Below are 13,211 nucleotides of genomic sequence, written 5' to 3'. Positions count from 1 at the left end.
CGGTCGTTCATGAGGGCACTCCTTCTTCTCCCTCTACCCGCTTGCGGGGAGAGGGTCGGGGAGAGGGGCTGTACCGGAGATGGCCGTCGATTGCACAGCCCCTCTCTCCGACCCTCTCCCCGCGCGTGGGGAGAGGGAGAAGCATTTGCTCTCCCCTGTTCACCCGCTACACGACCGCATGCCCTTCGACGTCCAGGCTTTCGCCACCCACCGGTTCGGCGGTCACGGCGGCCGGCTCCGCATCGGCTATCACGACCGCGGCCAGGATTGGGTAGAGCTCGCGCTACCCTTTGATCCCGACCTGGTTGGCGACCCGGAGCGCGGCGTCATCGCGTCCGGCCCGATCATCACGCTGATGGACATGGCCGCGAGCCTGGCCGTCTGGGCCAAGCGCGACCGCTTCGTTCCCCACGCGACGCTCGATCTGCGCGTCGACTATCTACGCCCCGCCACCCCCGGCCGCACCGTGATCGGTCGCGGCGAGTGCTACCGCCTCACCCGCGCGATCGCCTTCGTGCGCGGCCAGGCGCATGACGGCGACCCGAACGATCCCGTCGTGCACGTCGCCGGCACCTACATGAACCTCGACGCATGAGCATGAAGCTGCCTCCGTACGCCGACCTGCTCGGCATCGAGGTCGAGCGGGGCGAGGGCGCCCCCGTCTTGATGATGCCGTTCGCCGACGACGTGGTCGGTCGCCCCGGCTTTCTCCATGGCGGCGCGATTTCGGGCCTGCTCGAGATGGCCGCCATCGCCGCGCTTCACCATGCGCTGGCGGAGGAGGGCGGAGGCCGGATCAAGCCCGTGAACGTCACGGTCGACTTCATGCGCGGCGGCCGCGACAAACCGACCCGTGCCGCGGGGGTGGTCACCCGCCTGGGCGGGCGTGTCGCCAACGTCGAGGCGACCGCGTGGCAGGACGACCGCGACCGCCCGATCGCCTCGGCGCGGATGAACTACCTGCTGGTCAGGTCCGGGGAGGTCAGGTCCGGGGAGTGAGCTTGAGCAACCGCCCCTGCGACCCGCTCCGCCCGTCCTCCAGCAGGTAAACCGCGCCGTCCGGCCCCTGCTCCACCTCGCGGATGCGCGCGCCCATGTCCCACTGCTCGGCCTTGGCCGCGCTCGTGCCGTTCAGGTCGACGCGCACCAGCGCCTTGGAAGACAGCCCGCCGATGAACGCGTCGCCGCGCCAGGCGGGGAACATCGCGCCAGAATAGATCATCAGCCCCGACGGCGAGATCACCGGGTTCCAGGAAACCTTGGGCGCTTCGAACCCGTCGTCCGGCTTGTGATCGGGGATCGGGCGACCGTCATAATGGTCGCCGTTCGACACGCGCGGATAGCCGTAATTCGCGCCGGCGCGGATCAGGTTGACCTCATCGCCGCCCTTTGGACCCATCTCCTGCTCCCACAGATTACCCTGCGCATCGAACGCCAGCCCAAGCAGGTTACGGTGGCCGTAGCTCCACACCTCCGGCGCGAACCCCCTGGCCGCCAGCGGATTGCCCGGCGCGGGCTTGCCGTCGAGCGTCAGGCGCAGCACCTTGCCGAGTGTCGCCTTGGGGTCTTGCGCCGGATCGAACTGCTGGCGCTCGCCCGCTGTGAAGAACAGGTGGCGACCGTCGGGAGCGAACGCGATCCGCCCCGAATAATGGCCGTCGCCGTCGATCGCCGGTCCTGCGGTGAACAGCGTCTCGACCGCCTCCAGCCGCGCGCCGGCGACCTCCTCGGTCAGCCGACCGCGCGCCAGCACCACCGCCTTGCCGCCCGGCACCGACGCCGAGTAGCTGAGATAAACCAGCCCCGACCTCGCGAAGTCGGGCGCGGCGACCACGTCCATCAACCCGCCCTGGCCCTTGCTGTCGACCGTAGGCGTGCCCGCCACCACCGCCCGGCTCTTGCCGTCGGCCGATACGAGCAACAGCCGCCCGTCCTTTTCCGTCACCAGCATCCGTCCGCCGGAAATGAAGGTCATGGCCCACGGTGCGTCGAAATCGGCGACCGGCGTCACCGCGAACGGGCGAGCACCCGACATCGGTGCCTGCTGCGAGTCGGCCTGCCCCGAGCAGGCGATCACGACCAATGGCATAAAGGCGAGCAACTGATGACGCACGATCTCGACAACTCCCACCCGGGCGCCGCGCACGGGCGCAGCGCACCGTTCCGCATATAAGTCGTTAACCAACCGATCCTATCCCGATCCCCGAAAAGGGGCGATCGCGGCATGACCTTCCATCCGACCGGGGCGATGATGCGGGACGCACGTGCACTCCCGTTCGGCTGGACGCCCGCCGTTCCATCGCCGACCCTGTCGGTCGTCGTGCCCGTCAAGAACGAGGCGGACGCGATCGCGCCGTTTCTGCATCGCACCGTTGCGGTGCTGGCCGCCCTCGTCGGCAACGCCTGGGAAATCCTGTTCGTCGATGACGGCAGCACCGACGCGACCGTTGTTGCGGTCGCCGCCGCCCGCGCGACGCATCCCCAGATCCGCCTCCTGTCCCTGTCGCGCAACTTCGGCAAGGAGGCCGCGCTCTCCGCAGGACTCGACCATGCGGCGGGCGATGCGGTGATCCCCATGGACGTCGACCTCCAGGACCCGCCCGAATTGCTGGCCGAGATGGTCGCGCGCTGGCGCGAGGGGTTCGACGTCGTCTATGGCGTCCGCCGTTCGCGTAAGTCCGACCAGGTCGCCAAGCGCGCGACCGCGACACTGTTCTACCGCGCGCACAATCTGCTCTCGCCCGACAAGATCCCCGAACATGCGGGCGACTTTCGCCTGCTCGATCGCCGCGTCGTAGACGTGATCCGCTCGCTGCCCGAGCGCAACCGCTTCATGAAGGGCTTGTTCGCCTGGACCGGCTTCAAGCAGACGGGCGTTCTCTACGACCGCGCGCCGCGTGCGCACGGCCGCTCCAAGTTCGGCGGCTGGCGGCTATGGACGCTGGCGCTCGACGGCATCACGTCCTCCTCGACCATGCCGCTGCGCGTCTGGAGTTATCTCGGCGGAGTCGTCGCGCTCGCCGCGCTCGCCTACGCCGCGTGGATGGTGATGCTCACCCTTGTATACGGCTCGCCCGTCGCGGGTTATCCGTCGATCTTCGTCGCCGTCCTGTTCTTGGGCGGCGTACAACTCGTGTCGCTCGGGATCCTGGGCGAATATGTCGGCCGCATCCTCATCGAGGCCAAACAACGCCCATTGTATGTGATCCGCGACCGCCTCGGCTTCGACGGGGAACGCTGACCGGCCGCTTGCGCGTGGCCGCGTTCGGCCGTATGTTGGTTAAGCTATCTCGACATCGTCAGCGGTGAAGAGGCTGCGGGGTCCGCCCCGCGGCGGCGATTACCTGCATCCGGACCCGCTCGATTTGACCGACCTCGCCCTCCTCCACCGACTGATCGAGCCCGAGGCGGTCGCGCTCGGCTTTGCGCTCGTGCGCGTGCGGATGATCGGCGGCAAATCGGACCCGACGCTCCAAGTTATGGCCGAGCGTCCCGACACGCGCCAGCTGACGATCGACGACTGCGCCGACCTGTCGCGCCGCATCTCCGACGTGATGGACGCGCTTGAAGAGCACGGCCGCGACCCGATTGCCGAGGCGTACCGGCTGGAGGTGTCGAGCCCGGGCATCGATCGCCCGCTCACCCGCCTCGCCGACTTCGCCGACTGGGCGGGGCACGAGGCGCGCATCCAGCTCGACGCACCGATCGACGGTCGCAAGCAGCTGACGGGCGATCTCGTCGGCGTCGATGGCGACCGGATCACGATCGACGTGAAGAAGCACGGGGCGATGACGATCGGCTTTTCGCAGGTCGCCGACGCCAAGCTGCTGCTCACCGACAGGCTGATCGCCGCCACCGCCCCGCTCTCCAGCATGGGCGCGGACGAATTCGAACCGGACGCGGACGAAGACGCCGCGCATGAAGAGGAACAAGCATAATGGCCGCCACAGCCACCTCCACCGCTCCAGCCACCGCTACGGCTAACCGCGCGGAACTGATCGCGATCGCCAACTCGGTCGCGACCGAGAAGATGATCGACCGCGCCATCGTCATCGAGGCGATGGAGGACGCGATCCAGCGCGCCGCCAAGAACCGCTACGGCGCCGAGATGGAGATCCGCGCCAAGCTCGACGCGACCACCGGCGACCTCCGCCTGTGGCGCGTCGTCGAGGTTGTCGAACTTGTCGATGACGTCTACAAGCAGGTGGACGTCGCGGGCGCGCAAAAGCTTCAGGCGGGCTCGGGACTGGGCGACTATCTCGTCGATCCGCTACCGCCGATCGAGTTCGGCCGCATCCAGGCGCAGGCGTCCAAGCAGATCATCTTCCAGAAGGTTCGCGACGCCGAGCGAGCGCGCCAGTATCTCGAATTCAAGGACCGCCGGGGCGAGATCATCACCGGCGTCGTCAAGCGCGTCGAGTTCGGCCACGTCGTCGTCGATCTCGGCCGCGCCGAGGGCGTGATCCGCCGAGACGCGCAAATCCCGCGCGAGGTGGTGCGTGTGGGCGACCGCATCCGCTCGCTGATCCTGAAGGTATCCGAGGAGATCCGCGGCCCGCAGATCTTCCTGTCGCGCGCGCATCCCGACTTTATGAAGAAGCTGTTCGCGCAGGAGGTGCCCGAAATCTACGACGGCATCATCACCATCATGGCCGCCGCGCGCGACCCAGGCAGCCGCGCCAAGATCGGCGTGATCAGCCGCGACTCCTCGATCGATCCCGTGGGCGCATGCGTCGGCATGAAGGGTTCCCGCGTCCAGGCGGTCGTCCAGGAGATGCAGGGCGAGAAGATCGACATCATCCCCTGGTCCCCCGATGTCGCCACCTTCGTGGTCAACGCGCTCCAGCCCGCGAGCGTGGCCCGGGTGCTGATCGACGAGGAGGAGGACCGGATCGAGGTCGTCGTTCCCGACGACCAGCTGTCGCTCGCCATCGGCCGCCGCGGCCAGAATGTCCGCCTCGCCAGCCAGCTGACGGGCAAGGCGATCGACATCATGACCGAGGCCGACTCGTCGGAGAAGCGCCAGCGCGAGTTCACGCAGAACACCGAACTGTTCCAGGGCGAGCTCGATGTTGACGAGACGCTCGCCCAGTTGCTTGTCGCCGAGGGCTTCGGCCAGCTCGAGGAGGTGGCCTATGTCGAGCTGGAGGAGCTCGCCGCGATCGAGGGCTTCGATGAGGACCTGGCGTCCGAGCTCCAGAACCGCGCGCTCGACGCGCTCGACCGCCGCGAGCAATCGAACCGCGACGAGCGCACCGCCTTGGGCGTCGAGGACGCGCTGGCCGAAATGCCGCATTTGAACGAGGCGATGCTCGTCACGCTGGGCAAGGCCGGGATCAAGACGCTCGACGACCTGGCCGACCTGGCGACCGACGAGCTGGTCGAGAAGAAGCGCGCCGAGCCCCGCCGCCGCAACGAGGACGCCCCCAAGCGCCCCGAGCCCAAGGGCGGTATCCTGGCGCAATACGGATTGTCGGACGAGCAGGGCAACGAGATCATCATGGCCGCCCGCGCCCACTGGTTCGAGGACGAGGACATGGCGGTCGACGCAGCCGCGCCCGCGGCCGATGCCACCGAGGAGGTCGCCGATGCGAACTCCGAACAATGACACCGACCGGCTAGACACCGACGGCGCGAAGCAGACGGTGGACGGTCCCGTTCGCCGCTGCATCCTGTCCGGCGAACGCGACGCGCGCGACGGCTTAGTCCGCCTCGCGCTCGGCCCCGATGGGCAGGTCCATCCCGACGTGCGCGCCAAGGCTCCGGGCCGCGGCGCGTGGATCGGCGTGACCCGCGCCGAGTTGGAGACCGCTCTCGCCAAGGGCAAATTGCGCGGTGCGCTTGCCCGCGCGTTCAAGGGCGGCGACTTCACCGTCGCGCCCGACCTGCCGCAGCGGATCGCCGACGCGCTGGAGCGGAACGCCACCGACCGGCTGGGGCTGGAGGCCAAGAGTGGCACGCTCATCACCGGTTCCGACAAGATCGACGGCGCGGCGCGCGGCGGCCAGCTCCGCGCGCTATACCACGCCGCCGATGCGCGGGATGACGGGATGCGCAAGCTCGCCCAAGGATGGCGCGTCGGGTCCGACCGGGAGGGGTCGGAGCTGAAGGGGCTGGTCCTTCCCTTCCCGCGCACCATATTGTCTGTGGCGCTCGGCCGAGAGAATGTCGTACATATCGGGCTGACCGACCGTGCCGCGGCGAAACGGGTGGGCGAGGCGCTCGACCGCTGGCTGCATTATATCGGCCCCACCACCCTGTCCGCTCCTTGCGAAACGGCCTCGCAAGGCGCATCGGCGCTCCCGGCGACGGGTACGCCCTCGACCGCGAATATTGAGGAATACGAGTGAGCGACACCGACAACGACAAGCCCAAGCTCGGCATGCGTGCGCCCCTTGGGCTGCGGCGCACGGTCGAGACCGGCAAGGTGAAGCAGAGTTTCAGCCACGGCCGTTCGAACACCGTGATCGTGGAAACCAAGAAGCGCCGGTTCACGCGCCCCGGCGAGACCGCGCCCGACGCCGGTCCGGAGGTCGAGGCCGCGCCCGTCGAGGCGCTCGCGCCGCAGCCCTCGCCGACGCCTGTCCGGCCCGCGCCGTCGAACGAGACCGCGCAGGAGCGCCAAGCACGCATGCTCCGCGAGGCCGCCGAGGGCCGCAGCGCCATCCTCGAAGAGTCGCGCCGCCGTCAGGAGGTCGATCGCCGCCGCGCCGCTGATGAGGAGGTCGTCCGAACCGCCGAGCGCGCCCAGGCCGAAGCCGAAGCCCAAGCTGTGCCTCCCGAGCCCGCCCCCATAGCCGAGCCCACGCCCGAGCCGGTCGTCGCGGAGCCCGCGCCGACGCCCGAGCCCCTCGCAGTTCCGCGCGCGGAGCCCGAGGTCGCGCGCGCCGCCGAGGCGCGTCCGGCTGCCCCGCCCGCACCGCCCCCCATCGTCGAGCTCTCGCGTGATCCGTCCGCGCCCGCCCCGCGCCGCTTCTCGCCCGTCGCGCGCCCCGAGCGCCCGGTGCCGCCCAAGCCCGTCGAGGCACCGGTTGCCGAGACCACAGCCGCCCGGACCGCGGGTGCCGTCGCGGGACGTCCCCTACCTGCCGGCCAGGCGACGCCGCGCAACGCCGTCCCTGGCCGCCCGACGATGCGCGACCGCAAGGGCGACGACCGCCGCACGTCGGGCAAGCTCACCGTTACCCGCGCCCTCGGCGACGACGGCGCGCGCTCGCGCTCGCTCGCGGCGCTCAAGCGGGCCCGCGAAAAGGAGAAGCGCCATTTCGGTCCCCGGGACGCGCAGCCCAAACAGGTTCGCGACGTCCAGGTGCCCGAGGCGATCACCGTTCAGGAACTCGCCAACCGCATGGCGGAAAAGGGCGGCGACCTGATCAAGGCGCTGTTCAAGATGGGCTCGCCCTCCACCATGAACGATGCGATCGACCAGGACACCGCCGAGCTGCTCGTCACTGAGTTCGGCCACAACATCGTCCGTGTGTCCGACTCGGATATCGACCTTGCGCTTGATACCGGCACCGATGCCGTCGAAGACCTACGCCCGCGTCCGCCGGTCGTCACGATCATGGGCCATGTCGACCACGGCAAGACCTCGCTCCTCGACGCGCTCCGCGGCACCGACGTCGTGCGCGGCGAGGCGGGCGGGATCACCCAGCATATCGGTGCCTATCAGGTGCAGATGCCCGACAAGTCGAAGATCACCTTCCTCGACACGCCCGGCCACGAGGCGTTTACCCAGATGCGGATGCGCGGCGCGGACGTGACGGATATCGTCGTGCTTACGGTTGCGGCCGACGACGGGCTGATGCCGCAGACGATCGAGGCGATCAACCACACCCGCGCGGCGGGCAAGCCGATGATCGTCGCGATCAACAAAATCGACAAATACGAGGCCAACGCGCAGCGCGTCCGCGAGCGCCTGCTCGAGCATGAGGTCGTGGTCGAGGAGCTCGGCGGCGACACGCAGGATGTCGAGGTCTCCGCGCTCAAGAAGACCGGGCTCGATCAGCTGATCGAGAAGATCCAGCTCCAGGCCGAACTCCTCGAACTACGCGCCAACCCCGACCGCCCCGCCGAGGGCACGGTGATCGAGGCCAAGCTCGACAAGGGCCGCGGCCCCGTTGCGACCGTCCTCGTCAATCGCGGGACGCTCCGGGTCGGCGACATCTTCGTCATCGGCGCCGAGTCGGGCAAGGTCCGCGCGCTCGTCGACGATAAGGGCCGTCAAATCAAGGAAGCCGGCCCAGCGATGCCGGTCGAAGTGCTGGGCCTGTCCGGCGTCCCCTCGGCGGGCGATCCGCTCGCCGTCGTCGAGAATGAGGCGCGCGCTCGCGAGGTCGCCGAATATCGTCGCGGCGTGCTCACCGAGAAGCGCACCACCTCGGCCCCCGCCAGCCTGGAGACGATGTTCTCCGCCTTGAAGGCCAACCAGGCGATCGAGTATCCGCTCGTCGTCAAGGCGGACACGCAAGGCACCGTCGAGGCGATCGCGCAGTCGATCAACAAGATTTCGACCGACCTCATCCGCGCGCGTATCCTGCATGCGGGCGTGGGCGGCATCACCGAGTCTGACGTGACGCTCGCTGCCGCCAGCGGCGCGCCGATCATCGGCTTCAACGTTCGCCCCAATGCGAAGGCGCGCGAGATCGCCGAGCGCACGAAGGTCGCGTTCAAATATTACGACGTGATCTATGATCTCACCGATGAGATCCGCGCCGGCATGGCCGGACAGCTCGGCCCCGAGGCGTTCGAGACGGTGGTCGGCCGCGCGGAGATCCGCGAGGTGTTCTCGGCGGGCAAGCACGGCAAGGCCGCCGGGCTGCTCGTGGTCGAAGGCGCGATCAGGAAGGCGCTCAAGGCGCGTATCACCCGCAACGACGTCATCGTCTTCAACGGCGAGATCGCGTCGCTTCGCCGCTTCAAGGACGACGTCCCCGAAGTGCGCGCGGGCCTCGAATGCGGCGTGACCTTCTCGAGCAACTATATCGACATCAAGCCGGGCGACTTTCTCGAAACCTTCGAGGTCGAACTTCGCGAACGCACGCTGTGACGCTCTCCCTCTCCCCTCTGAGGAGAGGGTCGGGGAGAGGGGCTGATCAGAGGACAGGCCCCCGGCACTGCCCCTCTCCCCAGCCCTCTCCCCGCAAGCGGGGAGAGGGAGAAGAATGAACACCGAAAAACCCGAACGCTCCGTCCGCACGCTGCGCGTCGGCGAACAGGTCCGCCACATCCTGTCCGAAATACTCGCACGCGGCGACGTTCACGACGACACGCTCGCCAAGCACATGGTTTCCGTCACCGAAGTCCGCATGTCCCCCGATCTCCGCCACGCCACTGCCTTCGTGAAACCCCTTCTCGGCCAGGACGAGGAGGCGGTGCTCAAGGCGCTCCGCACAAACACCGCCTATCTCCAGCGCGAAGTCGCCGCACGCATCCGCACCAAATACGCCGCCAAGCTAAAATTTCTGGCGGACGACAGCTTCGACGAAGGCACCCGCATCGACACTCTCCTCCGCAAGCCGGAGGTAGCGCGCGACCTCCCGCAGGATTGACGGGGAGCTTGGTAAGACGCATCTTACCAGTCATGAACATGCATATCAAGATGTCCGGGAAGGGCCAAGTTGTCGTGCCGAAAGCCGTAAGGGACCGACTTGGCTGGTCGCCCGGTACGGACCTCGACGTGATCGAGTCGGAAGACGGCGTCACCTTCCGCCCTCGAAGCACGCGCAAGAAGCTGACGGTCGAAGAGGCGGTCGCGCGCTTTCGCGAACTTTATACGCATTTAGGCCCGCCAGTGACGCTGGAGCAGATGCGCGAGTCGGTGCAGGATGAGGTGTCCCGGAAGTTTGAGCGCCGGTGAACGCGGTCGATACGAACATCCTGATTCGCTGGATCACCCGAGACGACCCGGAGCAGGCCCGGCGCGCGGATGCGCTACTTGCCCATCCGACCTTCGTATCACTGACCGTCCTACTCGAAACCGCTTGGGTGCTGAGCGGCCGTCCGTTCAACTTCAATCGGGCGACTCGTGCGGGAATGCTGCACGGCATACTCGAAACCGAATCGATCACCGTCGCCTCCGACGAGGGTGTTCGGTGGGCGATAGAGCGTTTCGCGGCCGGTGCGGACTTCGCGGACATGATCCACATGGTCGCGGCCAGGGGTGCGACGCGCTTCGTCAGCTTTGAAAAGGAATTGGCGCGGGAAGCAGGCGACGATGCGCCGTTGCAGATCGCACAGCCCGCCTGATGGCCAAGCTTTATTTCTACTACGCGTCCATGAACGCCGGTAAGTCGACCACGCTCCTCCAGGCCGACTTCAACTACCGCGAGCGCGGGATGCGGACCGCCTTGTTCACCGCCGCGCTTGACGACCGGTTCGCGGCGGGGACGATCAGCAGCCGCATCGGCCTGTCCGCCCCGGCGACGGTGTTCGATGCGGGCACCGACATTGAAGCGCTTGTCATAGCCGACCACGAGCGCGAGCCGCTTTCCTGCATCCTCGTCGATGAGGCACAATTCCTGACGTCCGTTCAAGTCGACGAACTCGCCCGCATCGCCGACATCCACGGCGTCCCCGTCCTCGCCTATGGGCTGCGCACCGACTTTCGAGGCGAACTGTTCGAAGGTTCCGCGCGCCTGCTCGCGCTCGCCGACGCGCTTGTGGAAATCAAGTCGGTGTGCACGTGCGGACGCAAGGCGACCATGAACTTGCGAGTGGATGCGGGCGGACGCGCGGTAGCCGAAGGAGCGCAAACCGAGATCGGCGGCGAGGAGCGCTACGTCGCGCTGTGCCGCCGCCATCACGCCGAGGCGCTGGCCGCTTAGTCCCACCTACCCCATATCGCATCCATGACACCCGACAGCCTGTTCTACCGCGCCGCGATCTGGATCGTGCCGCTCATCGTCGCGATCGTGTTCCACGAGGTTGCGCATGGTCGGGTCGCCAAGTGGCTCGGCGACCCGACCGCCGCCGACCTGAAGCGCTTGAGCTTCAACCCGGTCCGTCACATCGACCCCGTCGGCACCGTGATCCTGCCGCTCAGCCTCGCGGTCGCGGGCGCGCCCGTCTTTGGCTGGGCCAAGCCCGTCCCCGTGGACGCGACCCGCCTGCGCGAGCCGCGCACCGGCATGATGCTCGTCGCGCTCGCCGGACCGGGCATGAACTTCCTGCTCGCGAGCGTCGGCGCGGTTGCGCTCGGCCTGGTATTCGGCTTGAGCGACGAGCCCGCCGGCGCGGTGAAGTTCGCCGCCGACCTGCTCTTCTCGTTCATTGTCGTGAATGTGTTCCTGGCGCTATTCAATCTCCTCCCGCTACCGCCCTTCGATGGCGGGCATCTGGTCGAGGGTATGCTGCCGCGCCCGCTCGCACGGCAATACGCCAAGATCGGGCGTTACGGCTTCCTGTTCCTGATCGGCCTGCTCGTCGTGCTGCCGATGCTGGTCCCGGGCGCGAATATCGTCGAGCGGATCGTCGCGCCGCCCGCCCGCGTGGTCGTCGGCTTCTTCCTCGACATCGCCCGCGCGCTCGCCTGACGCGGATGCACGGCTGGCTAATCCTCGACAAGCCGCTCGGGCTGGGCTCGACCGACGCCGTCTCCGCCGTCAAGCGCGCTCTGCGTGCGGGCGATTACCCGAAGGTCAAGGTCGGGCACGGCGGCACGCTCGACCCGCTCGCCACCGGCATTCTCCCAATCGCGCTCGGGGAGGCGACCAAGCTCGCCGGCCGCCTGCTCGACAGCGACAAGGTATACGACTTCACGGTCCGCTTCGGCGAGGAGACCGCGACACTCGACGCGGAGGGCGCGGTGATCGCCACCTCCAACGTCCGCCCTACCGCCGCCGAGGTGGAGGCCATACTCCCCCGCTTCACCGGCCCCATCGCCCAGACACCCCCCGCCTATTCCGCGCTCAAAGTAGCTGGAAGACGTGCGTACGACCTCGCCCGCGCAGGCGAGGAGGTGACGCTCGCGAGCCGGAATGTGACGATCCACGCCCTCCGATCCACTCCTACAGCCGAAGCAGCAGACGAGATCACCCTTACTGCTCACGTCTCCAAGGGTACCTATATCCGCTCGCTCGCCCGCGATATCGCCCACGCGCTCGGCACTGTCGGCCACGTGACCATGCTCCGCCGCACCAAGGCCGGACCCTTCGACCTCACGTCCGCGATATCGCTGGACGAACTGGCCGCATTCGGGCAAGGGCGCGCGCTTGAACATCATCTCCTGCCGTTGAGGGCGGGGCTGGACGACATCCCGGCTTTGCTTCTCACTCCCGACCAGGCAGGGGCGCTCCGACAGGGGCGCGTTCTGGCCGGGATCGCCGCCGACGATGGACAGGCCTTTGCGATGCTGCACGATGTGCCGGTCGCCTTGGTCGATGTCCGGGACCGAGAGGTCAGCGTCGTTCGTGGCTTCAACCTCTGAACGAAAGGACCACGATGTCGATCACTCCCGAGCGCAAGCAGGCGCTGATCACCGAACATTCGCGCGTGCAGGGCGACACCGGTTCCCCCGAGGTGCAGGTCGCGATCATCACCGAGCGCATTAAAAACCTGACCGGCCACTTCAAGGGCCACGCCAAGGACAACCACAGCCGCCGCGGGCTGCTGATGATGGTCAACAAGCGCCGCACGCTGCTCGACTATCTCCGCAAGACCGACGGCCAGCGCTATCTCGACCTCATCGCGAAGCTCGGCCTTCGTAAATAGTCGGAAGGAGCGCCCTAGCGGCGCTCTTTTCTTATCCGGGTGGAAAGCAATCCGGCGGACCACCCTGCCCCGTTCGTGCTGAGCTTGTCGAAGCATCGTCGTTTCGCCTTCCGGTGTAGGAAGGACGACCCTTCGACAAGCTCAGGGCGAACGGGAACAAGACGGACCGTTTTGGTCCGCACACGGGCCCCGGCCGGCATTTGGCCGCCGGAGTGAAGGAAACATCATGTTCGATACCAAGAAAGTGGAAACCCAGTGGGGCGGCAAGACGCTGACCCTGGAGACGGGCCGCGTCGCCCGTCAGGCCGACGGCGCGGTGCTCGCGACGCTCGGCGAAACGGTGGTGCTCTGCGCCGTCACCGCCGCCAAGTCGGTCAAGGAAGGCCAGGATTTTTTCCCGCTCACCGTTCATTATCAAGAGAAGTTCTCCGCCAGCGGCCGTATTCCCGGCGGCTTCTTCAAGCGCGAGCGCGGCGCGACCGAGCGCGAGACGCTCACCA

At 67.7% G+C, this 13,211-nt stretch carries 15 protein-coding genes and 1 pseudogene; 15 read left to right on the top strand and 1 reads right to left on the bottom strand.

Annotation, left to right across the window (positions count from 1 at the left end; translation table 11 throughout):
- Positions 1 to 178 precede the first annotated feature (178 nt).
- Positions 179 to 595 (top strand): PaaI family thioesterase, encoded by a 417-nt coding sequence (locus ACFE7F_RS14505; RefSeq protein WP_375404563.1) that lies wholly within the window; start codon positions 179 to 181, stop codon positions 593 to 595.
- 2 nt (positions 596 to 597) lie between these two features.
- On the top strand, positions 598 to 999 hold the full coding sequence (locus ACFE7F_RS14500) for a PaaI family thioesterase (RefSeq protein ID WP_375404562.1): 402 nt from the start codon (positions 598 to 600) through the stop codon (positions 997 to 999).
- Here ACFE7F_RS14500 and ACFE7F_RS14495 read toward each other — a convergent pair.
- Positions 983 to 2,113, bottom strand: a complete 1,131-nt coding sequence (locus tag ACFE7F_RS14495) for a PQQ-dependent sugar dehydrogenase (protein ID WP_375404561.1) — start codon at positions 2,111 to 2,113, stop codon at positions 983 to 985. The two genes, ACFE7F_RS14500 and ACFE7F_RS14495, sit on opposite strands and share 17 nt — an antisense overlap.
- Before the next feature lie 111 nt (positions 2,114 to 2,224).
- On the opposite strand from ACFE7F_RS14495, the gene ACFE7F_RS14490 reads away from it, so the two are divergent.
- The 13 genes and pseudogenes from ACFE7F_RS14490 to ACFE7F_RS14430 form a co-directional block, all read left to right on the top strand.
- Positions 2,225 to 3,241 carry a glycosyltransferase family 2 protein gene (locus tag ACFE7F_RS14490; protein WP_375404560.1) on the top strand — a complete coding sequence of 339 codons (1,017 nt, stop codon included), beginning with the start codon at positions 2,225 to 2,227 and terminating at the stop codon, positions 3,239 to 3,241.
- A gap of 124 nt (positions 3,242 to 3,365) precedes the next feature.
- Positions 3,366 to 3,938 carry a ribosome maturation protein RimP gene (gene rimP / locus ACFE7F_RS14485; protein ID WP_375404564.1) on the top strand — a complete coding sequence of 191 codons (573 nt, stop codon included), beginning with the start codon at positions 3,366 to 3,368 and terminating at the stop codon, positions 3,936 to 3,938.
- The gene (nusA, locus tag ACFE7F_RS14480) at positions 3,938 to 5,608 is read left to right on the top strand and encodes a transcription termination factor NusA (RefSeq protein WP_375404559.1); all 1,671 of its coding nucleotides are present in this window, start codon (positions 3,938 to 3,940) and stop codon (positions 5,606 to 5,608) included. Before rimP ends, nusA begins: the two co-directional genes overlap by 1 nt.
- The gene (locus ACFE7F_RS14475) at positions 5,589 to 6,350 is read left to right on the top strand and encodes a DUF448 domain-containing protein (protein WP_375404558.1); all 762 of its coding nucleotides are present in this window, start codon (positions 5,589 to 5,591) and stop codon (positions 6,348 to 6,350) included. The genes nusA and ACFE7F_RS14475 overlap by 20 nt, the downstream gene beginning before the upstream one ends.
- On the top strand, positions 6,347 to 9,049 hold the full coding sequence (gene infB, locus ACFE7F_RS14470) for a translation initiation factor IF-2 (RefSeq protein ID WP_375404557.1): 2,703 nt from the start codon (positions 6,347 to 6,349) through the stop codon (positions 9,047 to 9,049). Before ACFE7F_RS14475 ends, infB begins: the two co-directional genes overlap by 4 nt.
- Positions 9,050 to 9,164: 115 nt before the next feature.
- The gene (gene rbfA, locus ACFE7F_RS14465; RefSeq protein WP_375404556.1) at positions 9,165 to 9,551 is read left to right on the top strand and encodes a 30S ribosome-binding factor RbfA; all 387 of its coding nucleotides are present in this window, start codon (positions 9,165 to 9,167) and stop codon (positions 9,549 to 9,551) included.
- 32 nt (positions 9,552 to 9,583) lie between these two features.
- Positions 9,584 to 9,859: an AbrB/MazE/SpoVT family DNA-binding domain-containing protein gene (locus ACFE7F_RS14460; protein ID WP_375404555.1), complete on the top strand. Its 276-nt coding sequence runs from the start codon at positions 9,584 to 9,586 to the stop codon at positions 9,857 to 9,859.
- Positions 9,856 to 10,248 (top strand): type II toxin-antitoxin system VapC family toxin, encoded by a 393-nt coding sequence (locus ACFE7F_RS14455; protein WP_375404554.1) that lies wholly within the window; start codon positions 9,856 to 9,858, stop codon positions 10,246 to 10,248. Before ACFE7F_RS14460 ends, ACFE7F_RS14455 begins: the two co-directional genes overlap by 4 nt.
- A complete protein-coding gene (locus ACFE7F_RS14450; RefSeq protein WP_375404553.1) occupies positions 10,248 to 10,826 on the top strand; it encodes a thymidine kinase in 579 nt (192 codons plus the stop codon). The genes ACFE7F_RS14455 and ACFE7F_RS14450 overlap by 1 nt, the downstream gene beginning before the upstream one ends.
- Before the next feature lie 24 nt (positions 10,827 to 10,850).
- On the top strand, positions 10,851 to 11,534 hold the full coding sequence (locus ACFE7F_RS14445; protein WP_375404552.1) for a site-2 protease family protein: 684 nt from the start codon (positions 10,851 to 10,853) through the stop codon (positions 11,532 to 11,534).
- Positions 11,535 to 11,539: 5 nt separating this feature from the next.
- A complete protein-coding gene (gene truB / locus ACFE7F_RS14440) occupies positions 11,540 to 12,427 on the top strand; it encodes a tRNA pseudouridine(55) synthase TruB (RefSeq protein WP_375404551.1) in 888 nt (295 codons plus the stop codon).
- A gap of 14 nt (positions 12,428 to 12,441) precedes the next feature.
- Positions 12,442 to 12,711: a 30S ribosomal protein S15 gene (gene rpsO, locus ACFE7F_RS14435; protein WP_375404550.1), complete on the top strand. Its 270-nt coding sequence runs from the start codon at positions 12,442 to 12,444 to the stop codon at positions 12,709 to 12,711.
- Positions 12,712 to 12,937: 226 nt separating this feature from the next.
- Positions 12,938 to 13,211: pseudogene (locus tag ACFE7F_RS14430) on the top strand (polyribonucleotide nucleotidyltransferase); the annotation flags it as partial.

Origin of the sequence: uncultured Sphingomonas sp. (assembly GCF_964235535.1) — a bacterium.
Classification (GTDB): domain Bacteria; phylum Pseudomonadota; class Alphaproteobacteria; order Sphingomonadales; family Sphingomonadaceae; genus Sphingomonas.
This window is presented reverse-complemented; position numbering and strand designations above follow the sequence as displayed.

Bases quoted from the DNA above. Each gene is read 5' to 3' on its own strand.
- ACFE7F_RS14460 (WP_375404555.1), top strand. From the start codon at position 9,584: ATGAACATGCATATCAAGATGTCCGGGAAGGGCCAAGTTGTCGTGCCG.
- ACFE7F_RS14475 (WP_375404558.1), top strand. From the start codon at position 5,589: ATGCGAACTCCGAACAATGACACCGACCGGCTAGACACCGACGGCGCG.
- rbfA (WP_375404556.1), top strand. From the start codon at position 9,165: ATGAACACCGAAAAACCCGAACGCTCCGTCCGCACGCTGCGCGTCGGC.
- ACFE7F_RS14490 (WP_375404560.1), top strand. From the start codon at position 2,225: ATGACCTTCCATCCGACCGGGGCGATGATGCGGGACGCACGTGCACTC.
- rpsO (WP_375404550.1), top strand. From the start codon at position 12,442: ATGTCGATCACTCCCGAGCGCAAGCAGGCGCTGATCACCGAACATTCG.
- truB (WP_375404551.1), top strand. From the start codon at position 11,540: ATGCACGGCTGGCTAATCCTCGACAAGCCGCTCGGGCTGGGCTCGACC.
- ACFE7F_RS14445 (WP_375404552.1), top strand. From the start codon at position 10,851: ATGACACCCGACAGCCTGTTCTACCGCGCCGCGATCTGGATCGTGCCG.
- ACFE7F_RS14500 (WP_375404562.1), top strand. From the start codon at position 598: ATGAAGCTGCCTCCGTACGCCGACCTGCTCGGCATCGAGGTCGAGCGG.
- ACFE7F_RS14450 (WP_375404553.1), top strand. From the start codon at position 10,248: ATGGCCAAGCTTTATTTCTACTACGCGTCCATGAACGCCGGTAAGTCG.
- nusA (WP_375404559.1), top strand. From the start codon at position 3,938: ATGGCCGCCACAGCCACCTCCACCGCTCCAGCCACCGCTACGGCTAAC.
- ACFE7F_RS14505 (WP_375404563.1), top strand. From the start codon at position 179: ATGCCCTTCGACGTCCAGGCTTTCGCCACCCACCGGTTCGGCGGTCAC.